The organism is Cohnella thermotolerans DSM 17683 (assembly GCF_000429825.1).
GTDB lineage: Bacteria > Bacillota > Bacilli > Paenibacillales > Paenibacillaceae > Cohnella > Cohnella thermotolerans.
The window spans coordinates 1-18216 of the sequence record NZ_AUCP01000048.1; the positions used below are offsets into that span (position 1 = coordinate 1).

Consider the following 18216-nt stretch of genomic DNA (forward strand, 5'->3'; position numbering starts at 1 on the left):
CGCAAGCGTGCTCGGAATCGTACATTCGGCAGAAGTCGGAAAACGACAGACGCTCGATCCCCATCCGCAACCCTCCAACAAGAACATTTGTTCGCGATCCCATTATACCAAACAAACGTTCTCGTTTCAATTCTTTTTCGTATTTTGATTGAAAGTTTTGGTGACGAATGTTTAGCGTATTACTGATTGAATGGGATAAGAGAATGGGGTCGTTATATAAACGCGGATTCATGACTGCCGCCCCCCTGAATCGAGGGGATAGTGGGAGGAGTTGCCTGTGAGGAGTCAAAGAGAGGCAAAGGGTAGGGAGAGGCGTAAGCGAGTCCGAAGCCCTTACTACCCGCAGACTTAAGGCAGAATTTGATAATTCGTGAAGGAAGTATTATCGTGAAGGAAAGAAAAGTCGCTCCGCGCCGTAAAGGGGGAAAAACAGTTGTCCCATATGCGACCTTCCGAATCCAAGCTGTGGCCGATTCTCGGTTTTGCGGCGCTGGCGTGTACGCTGCTGATGCTGTCCGGCTTCGTCCTGGCGCTCCGGGACGCATGGTACCCCGCGCCGAGCGTGGCGCTGCCGGAGGCGTCGGCTCCGCCGACAGCGACGGCCGGCAGCCTCGCGGACAAGCCGAAGCTGCTGGTAACGGCGCTCGGCGACTCGCTCACGCGCGGCACCGGCGACGAGACGGGCGAAGGCTATGTCAAACGAACGATTGATCTGCTGAAGCAGGCTTTCGGCAAACCCGTTACGCTGGTCAACAATTTGGCCGTGAACGGCTTGACGGCGGTAAGACTCGTCGATCAATTGGATGAGAAAGGCGTGCAGGAATCGGTCGGCCGGGCGGATATCGTTCTGCTGACGATCGGAGGCAACGACTTGTTCCAGATCGCGCAGAACGGAGGTTCCGTCGCCCAGGGCGGGGATATCTCGCCGGAGCTGCTCAAGCGGCTGCTGCCGCAAACGGAGCCGCTGATGGACGACGTTTTCGCCAAGTTGCGCAAGATCAACCCGAACGCCCGGATCGTGTGCGTCGGCCTGTACAATCCGTTTTACGACCTGCCGGAAGCCCGGCCGGTCAGCGCCTCGATTCTCGACTGGAACGACTACGTGCACCAGCTGGCGACGGCCGACGGCAATGCGACGATCGTTCCGACTTACGATTTGTTCGAAGCGAACGTGAAGACTTATCTGTCTTCGGACCATTTCCATCCCAATTCGCAAGGCTACGCCCGGATCGCGGAGCGAATCGTCCAGGCGCTCCAGTAACCGAAGGAGGCGAAGATGACGGTGGAAACCCGTGCCGCCAACAAAGAAGTCGTACTATCGGTGCAGCAGCTTAAGAAGTACATCGGACGCAAGCTCGTGATCCGCAACGTTTCCTTCGATGTGTATGCGGGCGAGATTTTCGGCTTCCTCGGGCCCAACGGTTCGGGCAAGACGACGACGATCCGGATGCTGGTCGATCTCGTCAAGCCGTCTTCGGGCCGCGTGCTCGTCTGCGGCGAAGACGTGAACCGCCATCCCGAGAGGGCGCTCCGAAGCGTCGGCTGCATCGTGGAAAATCCCGAAATGTACCCTTACCTGACGGGATGGGAGAATCTGGAGCATTTCGCGCGGATGCAGAAGGGCATTACCCGCGAGCGGATCGCGGAAGTGGCGGCGATCGTGCAATTGGACAAGCGGATTCACGACAAGGTGAAGACGTATTCGCTCGGCATGCGGCAGCGGCTCGGCATCGCTCAGGCGCTGCTCGGGGCGCCGAAGCTGCTTATATTGGACGAGCCGACGAACGGTCTCGATCCGAAGGGGATTAAGGAGCTGCGCGCCTTTATTCGCCGGCTGGCCAACGAAGGGATGAGCCTGTTCGTCTCGAGCCATTTGCTCGGCGAGATTCAGCAGATGTGCGACCGGGTGGCGATTATCGCCCAGGGCGAGGTGATCGCCGTCGGCGAGGTGGAGGAGCTGCTGCGGCAAGCCGGATCGTATACGGTCTGGCAGCTCGACAAGCCGGTGGAAGGACGTAAGCTGTTCGAGCGCCAACCGGACGTGAAGCTTATAGGCGAAGGGGAGCACCGCATCGACGAAGGGCTGCTGTCGTCGTTGCCGGACGCAATCGTTACGGCGATGGACGAGGCTTCGATCCCCGTCTGGGTGCAGCGGTTTGTCGCGGCCGGCATCGGCGTGCAGGCGGTCCACAAGGTCGCGCCTTCGCTCGAAGAGCTATTTTTGAAGCTGACGGAGGGGGAGTCGATTGGCTAATTTGCTGGCGCTCGTACACAACGAAACGATCAAGGTTTGGCGCAAAAAAAGGTTCGCCGTCGTCCTGCTCGTGCTCCTCGTCCTTATCCCGGTTTTCGTCTATGCGCAAGCTAAAATCGCCCGGAACAACGCCGAGAAGTTTGCGGATTGGCGCGCGGAAGTCCAGCAACGAATTACGGACAACACGAATGCGCTGTCGAGCGACCGGATCCCGGACGAATGGAAAAAATGGCGGCGGGCGCTCGTTCAACAGCTCCAGTATTACCTGGACCACGACGTCAACCCGAACACACCCAACGCCGTCACCTTCACAAGCTCGTTCCTGGAAAATTCGGTGACGCTGTTCATCCCGCTCATGGTGCTGGCGATCGCCTCCGATCTCGTCTCCTCCGAGCGGTCGGCAGGGACGATCAAGATGCTGCTCACGCGGCCGGTCAGGCGGTGGCGCATCCTTTTCGCCAAATGGGTCACGCTTATTTTATACGTCTCCCTTATCGTCGTCTCGACGACGGTTCTCGCCTACCTGATCTCCGGCTTGGCGTTCGGCTACGAGGGATGGGGCGAGCCGGTGTTCGTCGGCTTCGGACTGAACGGCACGGACATCGACACGTCGGCGGTTCACGCGGTCACACGAGGACAATTTCTGCTCATGGAGATGGGGCTCGTCTGGTATTCGGCGCTCATCGTCGCCTTCATCGCGCTGCTCGTATCCGTTCTTCTCCGCAGCACGGCGGCGAGCCTCGTGACGATGATGGCGGCCGTGATCTCCGGCGCGATCTTGGCGAACATGGCCTCTTCCTGGCACAGCGCCAAATATTTGTTCAACGTCAACCTCGATTTGACGGTTTACTTGCGGGGAACGCCGCCTCCGATCGAAGGGATGACGCTCGGATTTTCCCTTGCGGTTCTAGGCGTTTGGGGCTTGGCGGCGCTGGCTGCGGCATTCGCGGTCTTTACGAAGCAAGATGTGATGAATTAAAATAGTCGGAAGTGAGCTTGCCGGTACGCAGGGGCAAGCGAAGTGACAGAAGCAAGGAGGACCCTTCGTGGCCGAACAAATCGATCTGTTCGCCGAATCGGCGGCGCAGGCGGGAACGGATTACAGCGCGGACGACATTCAGGTGCTGGAAGGCCTGACGGCCGTGCGCAAACGGCCGGGCATGTATATCGGCAGCACGACCTCGTCCGGCTTGCACCATCTGGTGTGGGAAATCGTGGACAACGCGGTGGACGAGCATTTGGCAAAATATTGCACGCGCATCGACGTGACCATTCATCCGGACAACTCCGTGACGGTGCTGGACAACGGAAGAGGCATTCCGACCGGCATGCACAAGATGGGCATTCCGACGCCGCAGGTCGTTTTCACGATTCTGCACGCGGGCGGCAAATTCGGAGGCGGCGGCTACAAGAAATCGGGCGGCCTGCACGGCGTCGGCGCTTCCGTGACGAACGCGCTGTCCGAATGGCTGGAAGTCGAAATCTACCGCGACGGGAAAATACATAGGCAGCGCTTCGAGACGTGGACCGACACGTCCGGCAAGGAGCACGTCGGCGAACCGGTCGGCGGACTGGAAGTGCTGGGGAATACGAACAAGACCGGGACGAAGGTGACGTTCAAGCCGGACCGGAAAGTTTTCCACGGCAACGTGACTCTGAACTACGACACGCTCGCGGAGCGGCTGCAGGAGATCGCCTTCCTCAATTCCGGGCTGAAGGTTGTGCTGAAGGACGAGCGCCCGGGCGGGCAGGAAGAGACGTTCTATTACGAGGGCGGAGCGAGCCAGTTCGTTCAATTTCTGAACGAGGGCAAGTCGGTGCTGCACGATGTCATTCATTTTATCGCGGAGAAGGACGACATCGAGGTCGAAGTGGCGCTGCAGTACAACGACGGGTACACGGAGACGATCGCTTCGTTCGTCAACTCGATTCCGACGCGCGGCGGCGGCACGCACGAGACCGGCTTCAAGACGGCGTACACCCGCGTCATGAACGAGTACGCCCGCAAGACCGGACAGCTCAAGGAGAAGGACAAAAACCTCGAAGGCAACGACCTGCGCGAGGGCATGATGGCCGTCATCAACATCAAAATGGCGGAAGTGGAATTCGTCGGGCAGACGAAGGACCAGCTCGGCAGCGCTTCCGCGCGGAGCGCGACGGACGCGGTCGTCGCCGAGAAGATGGCGATCTTCCTGGAGGAGAATCCCCAGGTCGGCCAGGCGCTCATCCGGAAGGCGATTCAGGCGTCCAAGGCGCGCGAGGCGGCGAGGAAGGCGCGCGACGAGATTCGCAGCGGCAAGAAGCGCAGCGACAGCCCGAGCCTCGGAGGCAAGCTGTCGCCGGCGCAGTCGAAGGACAGCTCGCGCAACGAGCTGTTCATCGTCGAGGGCGATTCGGCGGGCGGATCCGCGAAGCAGGGGCGGGATTCGAAGTATCAGGCGATTCTGCCGCTCAAGGGCAAGCCGATGAACCCCGAGAAGGCGAAGCTGGCCGACATCTTGAAGAACGACGAATACAAGGCGATCATCGCCACGATCGGCGCGGGAATTGGCTCCGAATTCGACGTGGAAGAGAGCAATTACTCCAAAATCATCATCATGACCGACGCCGACACCGACGGCGCGCACATTCAGGTGCTGCTGCTGACGTTTTTCTACCGTTACATGAAATCGCTGATCGACGCCGGCAAGGTGTTCATCGCCCAGCCTCCGCTGTACAAGATCACGCGCAAGTCGGGCAAGCTGGAAACGGTGCGTTACGCCTGGACGGACGAGCAGCTGCAAAATTATATGAAGGAATTCGGCAAAAACGCGGAGCTGCAGCGGTACAAAGGGCTGGGGGAAATGAACCCCGAGCAGCTGTGGGAGACGACGATGAATCCCGAGACGCGCACGCTGCTGCAGGTGCAGATCGAAGACGCCGCCAAAGCCGAACGCCGCGTATCGACGCTGATGGGCGACAAAGTCGATCCGCGCAAAAGGTGGATCATCGACAACGTCGATTTCACCGAATTCGAGGAGTGAGGCACAGAAGAAAGGGGCGTTAAAGCTTGCTGGAGCAATTTTTGCCGGCGTTCCTGGAAGAGGTCGTAGGCGACCGCTTCGGGCGCTATTCCAAATACATCATTCAAGACCGGGCCATTCCCGACGTGCGCGACGGGCTGAAGCCCGTTCAGCGCCGCATCCTGTACGCGATGTACGATTCGAACAACACGCCCGACAAGCCGTACCGCAAATCCGCGAAGACGGTCGGTGACGTTATGGGCAACTACCATCCCCATGGCGACGCGTCCATCTACGACGGCATGGTGCGGATGGCGCAGCCGTGGAAAATGGCGCACACGCTCATCGACGGCCACGGCAACTGGGGCTCGATGGACGACGATCCGCCCGCGGCGATGCGTTACACCGAAGCGCGGCTGTCGCCGATCGCGATGGAGCTGCTGCGGGACATCGAGAAGCGGACCGTGCTGTTCAAGGACAACTTCGACAACACGGCGAAGGAGCCCGTCGTGCTGCCTTCCCGCTACCCGAACCTGCTCGTTAACGGAGTCAGCGGCATCTCATCCGGCTTCGCGACGGAAATTCCGCCGCACAACCTGCGGGAAGTGATCGACGCCTGCGTGGCGCTCATGGACAAGCCGGACATGACCGTGGACGAGCTGATGAGCGTGCTGCGCGGTCCCGACTTCCCGACGGGCGGCATCATCATGGGCGAAGAAGGCATTCGCGAAGCGTACGAGACCGGCAAAGGACGGATTCATCTTCGCTCCAAGACGGCGATCGAGGATGTGCGCGGGGGCAAGCAGCAGATCGTCGTGACCGAAATTCCGTACCAGGTCGTGAAGTCCAAGCTCGTCAGCGCCATCGACAACCTGCGCGCCGAGAAAAAGGTGGAAGGCATCGCCGAGGTGCGGGACGAGAGCGGGCGGAACGGCTTGCGCATCGTCATCGAGCTGAAGAAGGATGCGGACGCCGAAGGCATTCTCGCGTATTTGCTGAAGAAGACGGACCTGCAGGTCGTCTACAGCTTCAACATGGTCGCGATCGTCAACAAAGCGCCGCGCCAGCTCGGCGTCAAGCAAATTCTCGAAGCGTACATCGCCCACCAGAAGGAAGTCGTGACGCATCGGACGCAGTTCGACCTGGAGAAGGCCGAGGACCGCGCGCACGTGCTGGAAGGGCTCGTCAAGGCGCTGAACCTGCTCGACGAAGTGATCGAGACGATCAAAGCTTCCAAGAACCGCCAGGACGCGCAAAACAACCTGGTCGCCAAGTTCGGCTTCTCCGAGCGCCAGGCCGACGCAATCTTGACGCTGCAATTGTACCGGCTGACCAATCTCGAGATTACGTCGCTGGAGAAGGAGCACGCCGACACGGTCAAGAAGATTCAGCAGCTTCGCGCCATTCTAGAGAATCCTAAGAAGCTGCTGGGCGTCATCAAGGACGAGCTCGGCGAAATTCGCGGCAAATACGGCATCGATCGGCGCTCTGTCATTCAGGGCGAAGTGGAAGAGTTGAAGGTCAACCTGGAAGTGACGGTGCCTTCGGAGGAGGTCGTCGTCACGCTCAGCCGCCAAGGCTACGTCAAGCGGACGAGCCTGCTGTCGTTCACCCGCTCGGGCGGGGACCTCGGCAGCTCGGGCGTGAAGGAAGGCGACGTCATCCGCTGGAGCCTTCAGCCGAATACGCTCGATTCGCTGCTGCTGTTCACGCAGAAGGGCCAGTACTTTCTGCTTCCGGTTCACCAGATTCCGGAGTTCAAATGGAAGGACACCGGAACGGCGATCGTCAACCTGCTGCCCTTGTCCAAGGAAGACCGGATCGTCTCCGTCATTCCGACGAAGCCGGGCGATTGGAACGCGGCGGCCGCCGAAGGGCAGGTCGCCGGCTCCGCGCTCGTCTTCGTCACCCGGCGCGGCCAGGTGAAGCGCTCGCTGCTGACGGAGTATGCGACGAACCGCAGCACCGCCATCGCGGCGATCAAGCTGGCTGACGGCGACGAAGTCGTTGCCGTGTACCGCAGCGACGAAGCCCAGGAGATTATGCTCGTCACCGAGCAAGGCATGAGCATCCGCTTCCAGGAAAACGAGGTCAGCCTGCAAGGTCGGGTGGCCGGCGGCGTGAGGGGTATTGCGCTGAAGGAAGGCGACCATGTCGCGGGAGGCTTCCCCGTATCCGGGGACGAAGGCGAAGTGCTCGTCCTGACGGATCTGGGCTATGCCAAGCGTTCGCTGCTTATCGATTATCCGCAGCAGGGACGCGGCGGCAAAGGGATTCAGACGTTCGAATTCAAGGAAGGCAAGCGTGTGAAACCGAACGGGAACCGGATCGTCTCCGCGTTCCATGTCAAAGAAGCCGCAACCATCGAAGCGGTTACGGCCGGAGGCGCGACGCGGGAGTTTTCATCCGAGGAGGCTCCGATCGACGATCGGCGGACGCACGGCAAAGCGGTCGTCTCCGTCGACCGCGGGGACCCGCTGACCGAATCGTTCCGGAAGCCGCTGCTTTCGTAGTTTCGCGAGAAGGCTTGAGCCTTGTTAATCGAACGGACCGTTCTCGGACTCCGAACGGTCGATCCATTTCAGCATCATGTCCAACACGACCCACAGCGGCACCGGCTCGTCGAGCCGTTCCAGCCAACGTGGGTCTTCCAGCAATCCGGCTTCCTTCGCCATTTGGCCGATCATTTTTTTACGTTCCTCCGCGGAATTCACGATCGCTCGCCTCCGAACCGCAAGCCTCGAAACGCTGCGTTTCACCATCTTCTGACTTTAGTATATGTCGCGGTTTGTCGCATCGTACCTTTTTGTGAGGATTTAGGTCGTAAATCATTAATTCCGTTAATCTATCATTCGACATGGGCGCCAGGTATAATAAAAGAGAAGGCACTGTTCGGGAAAAGCGGGAGGGGATGAAATGGAGATGGCGGCGGAATTTGTGAAAAGCTGGATGAAACTCACGAAAGATTGGCACACGCAAATGGATGCGGAGCTTGCGCCCCAGCTGACGGGAGGCCAGCTTCAGGTGCTGGAGCTGATGTTGGCCTACGAGCCGATGAAGCCTTCCGACCTGCTCCCCCATTTGGAGACGACGCCGGCGGCGATTACGACGCTGCTCGACCGGATGGAGCGCAACGGGCTCGTCCGGCGGGAGCGGGACGCCCACGACCGGCGCATCGTCTGGGTGAGCATGACCGACAGAGGACGCGCGGAAGCGGAACGCGGCCTGAAAATACGAAGCGACATCGTCGGCCGTTCGCTGGAAAGGCTGTCGCTGCACAATCGGCAGCTGCTCGTTTATCTGATCGGCAAAGTGGCGGGAACGAGGGAATCGCTGTCCGAACGGGCTGGCGGCGGGGACAAGGCGGCCGCCGGAGCCGAGCCCGGCTCCGCGGCCGAGTCCCTGCGGCCGGCGGCGGAAGCGGCGAACGGCTGATGTCCGGCCGTCCAAGAGGCTAGACGGGTCCGTCTCATAGGCAACATGTTCAACCGGCGGGAGCGGCCGTCAGGCGCCGCAAATGCCGGCCCATTCCGTTCAGCAGCTCCTCCATCTTGGCGTACTCGGCTTCCGTCCGTTCTTGGCTCGCTCGAGCGGCCAGCGTCTGGGGAAGCGGGAGGACAACGTAATATTTTTTCTTGCCGACTTCGCGCGTGTACACCCAGGTCGGCGTCGTCTCCACGCCGCTCCACTCCGTCAAGGACGTTCCGTCCGCCTGAGCCGTCTTGGTCAGCTTCAGCTTCAGTATGACGCCAACGTCCTTCCAGTTCCCTTTTTGATTCGAGATGAAGTTCCCCAGCGAATAGATGACGAAGCCTCGCCGAACGCCCCCGGGCGCTTGCGGATCGGCCACCTCGATCGTTTCGTACGGCTGCACGACGTGAGAGTGCGAGCCGAGAACGATGTCCGCGCCGGCTTCGATCGTCTGCCGCGCGAGAGCGCGTTGGCCGGCGTTCGGCATGCGCTCGTACTCGGTGCCGAAATGGAGGGAGACGACGACCGCGTCCGCGCCGGCCCGCTTCAGCCTGGCGATGTCCGCCGACATCGCGGGCAAGGAGATCAGGTTGACGGCGTAAGGCTTGTCCCTGGGAAGCGGAATGCCGTTCGTCCCGTATGTGTAGGCCAGAAAGCCGAGCTTGATGCCGCTGCGCTCCACGATCGCGAGCCGCTGCGAGTCCGCCAGGGAGACGGCGGTTCCGACGGGCACCAGTCCGGCTTCGCGCAAACGGCGAAGCGTTCGGGCAAGTCCGACGTAGCCGCGGTCGAGCGTATGGTTGTTGGCGGTGGACAAAATGTCGAAGCCGGCGTCCCGAAGCGTCTCGGCGAGCTCCGGCGGCGCGTTGAACCGCGGATAGCCGGTATACTTCAAATCCTTGCCCGCAAGGGGCGTCTCCAAATTGCCGACGACCCAATCCCCTTGCGAGAGAAGCGGCTTCACTTCGGAGAACCAGGGCGAGAAGTCGTAGCGGCCGGTTCTGGCATTGTAATAGGCCGGAAGCTGGGGCGAGTGCACCATAATATCCCCGACAGCCATAAGAGAAGCCTCCGTCACGACCGGAGGCTTCTCTGGCGGGGATGCGGTCTGCGAGCCGCCGGCGGGCGGCGTCTCCGTCCCGAGGTTCGCCGGCATCGTTCCGGCCGGCGCCGGCCGGGCGGAAGAGGAGACGGAAGAAGGAGACGGAGCCGCATGCAAAGCGCAAGCGGATAAAGCGAGCGAGAGGACGAGCGCGCAGCCGACCGCTCCCGTCCTTTGCCGCTTCAACGGCATAACGGCCCCACCTCCGGTTCCCGCAGCCCCGGCATTATTCTTCGCTTTCCCAGCGGCCGTAAATTCCGCATGGCAGCGTCAGGCCGCTGGCCGTGATCGGAAGCCCGATCTCGCCGCAGTCCAGCTTGCCGCCGAATTTGCGGCCGATGGACAGATGGAGCAGATTGTGCAGCACCGTCGGAGACAGCCCCGTCGTATAGGAATTGACGAGCACGAACAGCGGGTTGTCCGACAGAATCCCCCGGCAACTCTCCAGGAAGGGGTACAGGTTCTCTTCCAGCTTCCACATCTCGCCGTTCGGCCCCCGGCCGTACGAAGGCGGATCCATGATGATCGCTTCGTACTGGCGCCCGCGCCGCTGCTCGCGCTGCACGAATTTGAACACGTCGTCCGTAATGTAGCGAATGGGCGCCGATTCAAGGCCGGAGAGCTGGGCGTTCTCCTTCGCCCATTGGACCATTCCCTTGGCGGCGTCGACGTGGCACACTTCCGCGCCGGCCGACGCCGCGGCGACGGTCGCCCCGCCGGTATAGGCGAACAGGTTCAGCACCCGGATCGGGCGTCCCGCGTTCCGGATGCGGTTCATCATCCAGCTCCAGTTGACCGCTTGCTCCGGGAACAGCCCCGTATGCTTGAAGTTGGTCGGGCGGATATGGAACTTCAGCGGCCCGTAGCCGATCGTCCAGCGATCGGGTAAATCCTTCTTGAACTGCCACTGGCCGCCGCCCGAAGAGCTGCGGTGGTAGTGGCCGTGCGCGTTCTTCCATTCTTGCGTCTCCCGCGTCAGCGGCCAGATGATCTGCGGATCGGGCCGGCGAAGGACGATATTCCCCCAACGCTCGAGCTTCTCGCCGCTGCCCGTGTCGAGCAGTTCGTAGTCTTGCCAATCGGTTGCCAATCTCATGGTTTTCGCTTCTTCCTTTTCCCGTCCTTGGACGTTGCTGTAGGCCCGTCAGGCTTCGGACCGGTTCTCGCCGGGTTCGGGAGAGAACCGGTAGCCGAAGCCCCGGACCGTCTGGATATAAACCGGGTTCGCCGGATCGGGCTCGATCTTCTTGCGGAGATTGCTGATGTGGACCATCAACGTCCGGGTGTCGCCCATGCTGTCGGTGTGCCACACCAGCCGGTACAGTTCGTCCAGCGGAAAAACGCGGTTCGGCTGGCGCGCGAGCACCGTAAGCAGCTCGAATTCCTTGACGGAGAGCGTGACGGCTTCGCCGTCGCGGCGCACTTCAAGCTTGAGCAAGTCGATCTCGAGGCCCGAGAACGCCAGGAGCGTCGCCGACGGTTCGGGAAGCCGCTCCCGCATTCGCCGGCGCCGGATGTGCGCCTGCACGCGCGCGACCAGTTGGCTCGGGCTGAACGGCTTCGTGACGTAATCGTCGCCTCCTTCGGACAGACCGTGAATAATATCGGCATCCTCGCTTTTGCAGCTGAGGAACAGAATCGGCACGTTCGCACAGCTTCCCCGGCGCAGCGTCCGGCATACTTCAATTCCGTCCGGCATGCCGAGCGTCACGTCCAGGATGATCAGTTCCGGGTTCACCGCGTCGGCAATCCGAATCGCGTCGGCCCCGTTGTCCGACGTATGAACGGCAAAGCCTTCCCTTTCCAAATAAAGCTTGATAAGTTCGGTAATCTCCCGTTCATCGTCGACGACCAGGATGGTACCTGTCGGCCTGCTCAATGGCTTGCCCTCCATAACCCCATGTCGAAATCCATATGTACCCTATTATACTGAAAGCGTTGACGTCTAATCAATGCGCGTTTACGATGAGGAAGGCAGCAGTATTCACAGGGAGAGAACGGTATGATTGGCGATGAATGCAAGCGAACAAGACGCTTCCGGCTGGCACGGCTCTGCATCGGCCTCGCGTTGCTGATGTTCTCGCTGGCGGGCTGCGCGCTGCAAGGCGGCTCGGCGCCGCCGCGCGCGGAGAACGGCGTGCTCGACCTGAGGGACCGTCCGTTCGGAGAGAGCGGCTTATTGCCGCTGGACGGTAAATGGCGGTTCGAATGGTACGGAACGGGACAAGCCGCTCCCGTTCGATCGACGTTCCCCGTTCCGCAGACGTGGGGAGGCGCGGCGCCGGATGGCGGCGTCCGGCTGAGCGATCAGGGCAGAGGCGTTTACAAACTGACGATATTGCATCAGAAGCATAGCGGAATGCTTGCCGTAAGGCTGCCAAATATATCGACCGCTTATTCGTTGTATGTGGACGGGGAAATGGTGCTGTCCCGAGGGCAACCCGGCGCAGACGCGCAGTCGACCCGTCCTTATCAGCTTCCGGCCACCGTCTATTTCGACGGCGGCACGGATCGCACCGAGCTCATGCTGGACGTCGCCAACTTCGATCACCGCCGCGGCGGCATCCGCACCGAGCTCGTCTTGGGCACCTCCGACCAGATTCAAAAGCTCGTTTTCAGCAAGGAATCGCAGGAACTCGTCGTGTTCGGCTGCCTGATCATGATCGGCTTTTACCATTTCGGACTCTACGCGCTTCGGCGGAAGGAATCCGCCAATTTGTTTTTTGCGCTGCTCTGTCTGTTCGTCGCTTGCCGGATGGGCGTCATCGGAGAAGGCCTGTTCTTCCGCTGGTTCCCTTCCTTGACCTGGACGGCGGGCACTCGCCTGGAGTATTCCGCATTCGCCCTGAGCGCGCTGTTCGGCTTCGCTTACTATCAGCGGATGTATCCGAACGAGATTGCCAGGCGCTGGCTGCGGGCTTCTCAAATAGCCGGGGCGCTGCTCGTCGCGGGTTGCTGGCTGCTGCCCGTTCTCACAGTCAGCGCCTGGATCGCGGCGTACCAGATCTATGTGCTCGCCATCAGCGCGACGACGCTGACCGGGCTCATGATCGCCTGGTACCGGAAGCGGGAAGGAGCGCGGCTGGCGCTGATCGGGGTGGCGGGGCTGGTGGCGACGATCGTGAACGATATTTTTTTCTACAACGGATGGTGGCGGTCTTACGACATGGTGTCGTTCGGGCTGCTGTTCCTGATCGCGCTCAACTCGCTGTCGATCTCGCTCCGATTCTCCCGGACGTTCGTTCGGGCCGAGCGGATGTCGCTCGAGCTTAAAGAATGGAACCATCTGCTGGAGGAGAGAATCGCCGAGCGCACGGAGCAATTGAGGAAGTCCTACGCCGAGCTGGAGGAATCGAAGCGTGGGCTGGAGCGGATGGAGCAGTCCCGCCGCCAGCTCGTGAGCAACATCTCCCACGATTTGCGCACGCCGATCACGCTGCTGCAAGGGTACCTCGAAGCGCTGCGCGACGGCGTCATCAGCGATCCGAAGCAGCGCGATACGACGATCCGTTCGATGCTGACGAAGGTCGAAGGGCTTAACCGTCTGATTCAGGATCTGTTCTGTCCATGCTCGAGTCGCGGCGGGCGCCGATGACGTTCGAGACGGTCCGGCTGAAAGATTGGCTGGCGAGGCTGACGGAGGAATACGAACCGGAGCTGAAGGAGAAAGGGCTCGAATTCGCCGGCGTCGGAGGAGGGGACGGCTTCGACGACGCGTGCGTCCGGATCGACGAGCACCGGATGGACCGGGTGTTCGCAAATTTGATCTACAACGCGATCAAGCATACGCCGCCTGGCGGCAACATCAGGCTGTCCATTACGGCCGACAGGGAACGGGGCATCGCGCGGGCGGAAGTGGCGGATTCGGGAAGCGGCATTCATCCGGACGACTTGCCGCACATTTTCGAACGGTTTTACAAAAACGACAAGTCCCGGCACTCTTCCTCGGGCGGAAGCGGGCTGGGACTGTCCATCGCGAAGGAAATCGTGGAGATGCACGAAGGCCGGCTGACCGCGGCCAACGAGGAGAAGGGCGGCAGCGTTTTCAAAATTGAATTGCCGCTTCACCGTTCCGCGGACTGGGCAGACTTGTAACGAATTATCCGCTTCCTTCATTGCGATGCTCGTTTTTTACAATGTCCAGCAAGAGGCCGATCGACTGCTTCCGCTGCTCCTGGTTCATGTCCTTGATCAGCTTCAAAATTTCTCTCGAATCGCTCGTCTCCGCCATCTCCTGCGGTTGCCTTGAGGAATTGCCGCCGATAATGTAGTCCAGGGAGACGTCGAAAAACGACGCGAGCTTGATCAACGTGCCATAAACGGGCTGCCGGTTGTTAATTTCGTAGTGGCTGTAAGCGGAGCGCGTAATGCCGATGTGACGGGCGACTTCTTCCTGGGACAGGCTGCGTTGCAGTCTAAGCTCGCGAAGGCGTTCTCCCATGTTCATGACCATTACTCCTTGCAACCTTGGAATGGAAGGATTCGAATCGTGCGAGGGACGATAGGATCGTCCAAGCAGAGGATCCTAGCTTACTACTAGTAATTTATGATACAAATCGTATCGATGTCAAGGGGAAAACGTACCAAACCGGAGGAATAGACCTTGAATTACGCCAATTTAACGCTGCATACCGACAAATACCAGATCAACATGATGTACGCTCATTGGCTAGGAGGAACGGAGAACGACCGGGTGGTGTTCGAGGCGTATTTCCGCAAGCTCCCGTTCGGCAACGGCTTCGCGGTTTTCGCCGGATTGGAGCGGTTCGTCGAATACGTGCGGCACCTGCGCTTCGACGACGAAATATTGGCCTATTTGGCCAATCAGGAAGAGCGCTACGATCCCGCATTTCTGGAGAAGCTCCGCCAATTCCGGTTCACCGGGAACATCTGGTCGATGGAGGAAGGGACCGTCGTCTTCGCGAACGAGCCGTTGGTGCGGGTGGAAGCCCGCGCGTTCGAGGCTCATCTGCTGGAGACCGCGCTGCTTAATTTCATCAATTACCAGACGCTGATCGCCACGAAGGCGGCCCGCATCCGGCAGGTGGCGCCGAACGAGACGCTGCTTGAATTCGGCACGCGACGGGCGCAGGAGGCCGATGCCGCGGTCTGGGGTGCCCGGGCTTCGTATATCGCCGGCTTCGATGCGACGTCGAACCTGCGGGCGGGCATGCTGTTCGGCATTCCGGTGTCGGGAACGCACGCCCACGCCTGGGTGCAGCAGCACGAGACGGAGGAGGAGGCGTTCGAGAAGTACGCCCAGGCGCTGCCGAACCAGGTGACGCTGCTCGTCGATACGTACGATACGCTCCGGAGCGGCGTTCCGAACGCGATCAAGGTCGCGAAGCGGATGGAGGCGCGCGGCAGCCGCATGAACGCGATCCGGCTGGACAGCGGAGACCTGTCTTACTTGTCCAAGGCGGCCCGCAAAATGCTCGACGACGCCGGGCTGGACTATGTGAAGATCGTCGCTTCCAACGACCTGGACGAGAACATCATCCTGGACCTGAAAGCCCAAGGCGCGCGCATCGACGTCTGGGGCGTCGGCACGCAGCTCATCACGGCCGCCGACCAGCCGGCGCTCGGCGGCGTCTACAAGCTCGTCGCCCGCGAGAAGGACGGCAAGTGGGAGCCCGTCATCAAAATTTCCGGCAACCCGGAGAAGGTGTCGACGCCGGGCGCCAAAGACGTCTACCGCATCATCGACCGGAAGAGCGGAATGGCGATCGCCGATTATGTGGCGCTGACCGACGAGACCGACGTCCAGAGAGGCGAGCCGATCGAGCTGTTCGATCCGGTTCATCCGTATATCCACCAAGTGGTGGAGGATTACGAGGCTCAGAGCTTGCTGAAGCCGATCTTTCGCGACGGCGAGCTGGCGGGCGAGCTGCCGGATCTGGGGGCCATTCGCGAACATCATCTTCGGCAGCTGTCGCTGTTCTGGCCGGAGTACCTTCGCAAGCTCAATCCGGAGCCGTATCCGGTCGATTTGAGCACGAAGGCATGGAAGCTGAAGATGGACCTGATCCGCAAATACAAGTTCCGCTAGGAAATCATAGTATGTCGCGGGGAACGTCGTCCGGCAGAAAATCGATCGAAGGCATGCGGCCGTCCGCGACGGTTCGCATGCCTTCTTCGCGTTAAAATACTTTCGTCGTCCACGCTTCGCAATTCCAGACGTCCGTCGCCACGTCCCGGTAAAATTCCGGCTCGTGGCTGATGAGCAGAATACTTCCCTTATACGCTTGCAGGGCGCGCTTCAGCTCCTCCTTGGCGTCCACGTCCAAATGGTTCGTGGGCTCGTCGAGCACAAGCACGTTCGTCTCGCGGTTGATCAGCTTGCACAGCCGCACTTTCGCCTTCTCGCCGCCGCTTAACACCGCGATTCTGCTCTCGATATGCTTCGTCGTCAGCCCGCACTTGGCGAGCGCCGCGCGCACCTCGAACTGGGTGAAGGCGGGGAAGTCGTTCCAGACCGACTCGATGCAGGTGAGCTGCTCGTCCTTGTCGCTCTCCTGCTCGAAGTAGCCGATCGATTGGAATTCGCCCCGCTCGACCCGCCCCGACAGCGCCGGAATTTCCCCGAGAACGCTGCGCAGCAGCGTCGTCTTGCCGATGCCGTTCGCGCCGACAAGCGCGATCTTCTGTCCGCGCTCCATCTTCAGATCGAGCGGGCGGGACAGCGGCTCGTCGTAGCCGATAACGAGATCCCGCGTCTCGAAAATCAACCGCCCGGACGTCCGCGCTTCCTTGAAGCGGAATTCCGGCTTCGGCTTCTCCTTGGCCAGCTCGATCAGCTCCATATTGTCCAGCTTTTTCTGCCGGGACATCGCCATATTGCGGGTGGAGACGCGCGCCTTGTTACGGGCGACGAAGTCCTTCAGCTCGGCGATCTCCTGCTGTTGGCGCTTATAAGCGGATTCGAGCTGCGCCATCTTCGCTTCGTGCTGCTGCACGAACGCGTCGTAATCGCCCACGTAGCGCGTCAACTGCTGATTGGCCATATGGTAGATCAGGTTTATGACGCTGTTCAGGAACGGAATGTCGTGGGAGACGAGTATAAAGGCGTTATCGTAATTTTGCAAAAACCGCTTCAGCCATTCGATATGCGATTCGTCGAGGTAGTTGGTCGGCTCGTCCAGCAGCAGAATGTCCGGCTTCTCCAGCAGCAGCTTGGCGAGCAGCACCTTCGTGCGCTGGCCGCCGCTCAGATCGCTGACGTCGCGATCCAGCCCGATATCCGTCAAGCCCAAGCCGCGGGCGATCTCTTCCACCTTCGCGTCGATTAGATAGAAGTCGTTGTTGTTCAGCAAGTCCTGAATCGTGCCGACTTCCTCCAGCAGCAGCTCCAGCTCTTCCGGCGAAGCTTCCCCCATTTTATCGTACATGCCGTTCATTTCGGCTTCCGCGTCGATCAAGTATTGGAACGCGTTCTTCAGCACGTCGCGAATCGTCATTCCCTTGCGCAGGACCGAATGCTGGTCCAGATAGCCGACGCGCACTTTCTTGGCCCATTCGACCTTGCCGGCGTCCGGCTCCAGCTTGCCCATAATAATGTTCATGAACGTCGACTTGCCTTCGCCGTTGGCGCCGACAAGCCCGACGTGCTCACCCTTCAGCAGGCGGAACGACACGTCGCTCAGAATCGCCCGGTCCCCGAAGCCGTGGCTCAAATTCGTTACCGTCAAAATGCTCATCGATCGACACCTTTTCTCCGTATAGTTGCACTGGAAACGACATTCTTCCATTATAGTTCGACCCCGCCGCTTAGCTCAATGGGCTATCCGCGGATCGAGGCCTTACGTTTGCGGATCTGCCGTTGTATAATCATGGAAGATACGGGATCCGCTAGCGCTACAATTGCGGGAGAGGAGTCGGGACGATGAACAAGATGGAACTGATTCTGAACGGGTGGGACAGCGCCTACGACAAGGAAGACTGGTATCCGCCGCTCAAGGACGCGCTTCAAGGGGTGACATGGGAACAAGCCAACTGGCGGCCGAGGACGGGCGGTCCGATCAACACGATTTGGCAGAACGTGCTGCATCTGATTTTCTACAAGGAGCGATTCCTGAAAAGACTGACCGGCGAGGAGGCCGAATATCCGGAAGGCGTCAGCAACGACGATACGTTCGGGGGCGCGGGCGCGGACGAGGAAGCGTGGCAGGCGACGTTGGCCAAGCTGGAGGAGGTTCAGCTGGCCATTCGCGACCAATTGGCAGGCTTGAAAAAGAAAGACTTCGACCGCCGCATTCCGAAGACGCCGATCGGGCTTTGGGCGAATAGCCTCATTTTGCACGACGCGTACCATACGGGGCAGATCATTCTGCTTCGGAAGCTGCAGAAGTCCTGGCCGGCGCGCCGTTCGTTCGAATAAGCGGATGAAA

Annotated in this window: 17 protein-coding genes; 10 read left to right on the forward strand and 7 right to left on the reverse strand. The window is 60.3% G+C overall.

The features are described 5' to 3' along the window. On the reverse strand, window positions 1-232 hold a 232-nt coding region (locus G485_RS30885; protein WP_240489111.1), incomplete at its 3' end, for a hypothetical protein. A gap of 210 nt (window positions 233-442) precedes the next feature. Between G485_RS30885 and G485_RS0109910 the strand changes: the two genes are divergently transcribed. The 5 genes from G485_RS0109910 to gyrA all read left to right on the forward strand — a co-directional run bounded on the left by G485_RS0109910 (window position 443) and on the right by gyrA (window position 7769). Beyond that, window positions 443-1261: a GDSL-type esterase/lipase family protein gene (locus tag G485_RS0109910; protein WP_027092427.1), complete on the forward strand. Its 819-nt coding sequence runs from the start codon at window positions 443-445 to the stop codon at window positions 1259-1261. Between the two features lie 15 nt (window positions 1262-1276). Beyond that, window positions 1277-2254, forward strand: coding sequence for an ABC transporter ATP-binding protein (locus G485_RS0109915; protein WP_027092428.1), 978 nt, complete (start codon window positions 1277-1279; stop codon window positions 2252-2254). Continuing rightward, complete coding sequence (locus G485_RS0109920) at window positions 2247-3233, forward strand: ABC transporter permease (RefSeq protein ID WP_027092429.1); 987 nt, start codon at window positions 2247-2249, stop codon at window positions 3231-3233. The genes G485_RS0109915 and G485_RS0109920 overlap by 8 nt, the downstream gene beginning before the upstream one ends. A gap of 67 nt (window positions 3234-3300) precedes the next feature. Further along, a complete protein-coding gene (parE, locus tag G485_RS0109925; protein WP_027092430.1) occupies window positions 3301-5277 on the forward strand; it encodes a DNA topoisomerase IV subunit B in 1977 nt (658 codons plus the stop codon). A gap of 26 nt (window positions 5278-5303) precedes the next feature. Next, window positions 5304-7769: a DNA gyrase subunit A gene (gene gyrA / locus G485_RS0109930; protein ID WP_027092431.1), complete on the forward strand. Its 2466-nt coding sequence runs from the start codon at window positions 5304-5306 to the stop codon at window positions 7767-7769. 24 nt (window positions 7770-7793) lie between these two features. On the opposite strand, the gene G485_RS29840 is transcribed toward gyrA, so the two are convergent. Next, complete coding sequence (locus G485_RS29840; protein ID WP_156922244.1) at window positions 7794-7970, reverse strand: hypothetical protein; 177 nt, start codon at window positions 7968-7970, stop codon at window positions 7794-7796. 202 nt (window positions 7971-8172) lie between these two features. Here G485_RS29840 and G485_RS0109940 point away from each other — a divergent pair, with 202 nt between their 5' ends. Then, window positions 8173-8691 (forward strand): MarR family transcriptional regulator, encoded by a 519-nt coding sequence (locus G485_RS0109940; RefSeq protein ID WP_027092432.1) that lies wholly within the window; start codon window positions 8173-8175, stop codon window positions 8689-8691. A 49-nt stretch (window positions 8692-8740) separates the two neighbouring features. Here the strand turns inward: G485_RS0109940 and G485_RS25880 are convergent, their stop codons facing one another. From G485_RS25880 to G485_RS0109955, 3 genes are read right to left on the reverse strand one after another with little or no spacing between them, the layout of a single operon-like run. Next, on the reverse strand, window positions 8741-10021 hold the full coding sequence (locus tag G485_RS25880; RefSeq protein WP_051318154.1) for a CapA family protein: 1281 nt from the start codon (window positions 10019-10021) through the stop codon (window positions 8741-8743). Window positions 10022-10055: 34 nt separating this feature from the next. After that, complete coding sequence (locus tag G485_RS0109950; protein WP_027092433.1) at window positions 10056-10925, reverse strand: class I SAM-dependent methyltransferase; 870 nt, start codon at window positions 10923-10925, stop codon at window positions 10056-10058. Between the two features lie 48 nt (window positions 10926-10973). Continuing rightward, window positions 10974-11708 carry a response regulator transcription factor gene (locus G485_RS0109955; RefSeq protein WP_027092434.1) on the reverse strand — a complete coding sequence of 245 codons (735 nt, stop codon included), beginning with the start codon at window positions 11706-11708 and terminating at the stop codon, window positions 10974-10976. Between the two features lie 123 nt (window positions 11709-11831). Between G485_RS0109955 and G485_RS0109960 the strand changes: the two genes are divergently transcribed. Then, entirely contained in the window at window positions 11832-13424 is a 1593-nt protein-coding gene (locus tag G485_RS0109960; RefSeq protein ID WP_027092435.1) for a 7TM diverse intracellular signaling domain-containing protein, read from the forward strand. Continuing rightward, on the forward strand, window positions 13397-13924 hold the full coding sequence (locus G485_RS0109965; RefSeq protein WP_027092436.1) for a sensor histidine kinase: 528 nt from the start codon (window positions 13397-13399) through the stop codon (window positions 13922-13924). The genes G485_RS0109960 and G485_RS0109965 overlap by 28 nt, the downstream gene beginning before the upstream one ends. Before the next feature lie 4 nt (window positions 13925-13928). Here the strand turns inward: G485_RS0109965 and G485_RS0109970 are convergent, their stop codons facing one another. Further along, window positions 13929-14276, reverse strand: coding sequence for a helix-turn-helix domain-containing protein (locus tag G485_RS0109970; protein ID WP_027092437.1), 348 nt, complete (start codon window positions 14274-14276; stop codon window positions 13929-13931). A 156-nt stretch (window positions 14277-14432) separates the two neighbouring features. On the opposite strand from G485_RS0109970, the gene G485_RS0109975 reads away from it, so the two are divergent. Beyond that, a complete protein-coding gene (locus G485_RS0109975) occupies window positions 14433-15878 on the forward strand; it encodes a nicotinate phosphoribosyltransferase (protein WP_027092438.1) in 1446 nt (481 codons plus the stop codon). Between the two features lie 91 nt (window positions 15879-15969). Here the strand turns inward: G485_RS0109975 and G485_RS0109985 are convergent, their stop codons facing one another. Beyond that, a complete protein-coding gene (locus G485_RS0109985; RefSeq protein WP_027092439.1) occupies window positions 15970-17526 on the reverse strand; it encodes an ABC-F family ATP-binding cassette domain-containing protein in 1557 nt (518 codons plus the stop codon). Window positions 17527-17711: 185 nt separating this feature from the next. Here G485_RS0109985 and G485_RS0109990 point away from each other — a divergent pair, with 185 nt between their 5' ends. Beyond that, window positions 17712-18206, forward strand: a complete 495-nt coding sequence (locus G485_RS0109990; RefSeq protein ID WP_027092440.1) for a DinB family protein — start codon at window positions 17712-17714, stop codon at window positions 18204-18206. The last annotated feature ends 10 nt before the right edge of the window (window positions 18207-18216 follow it).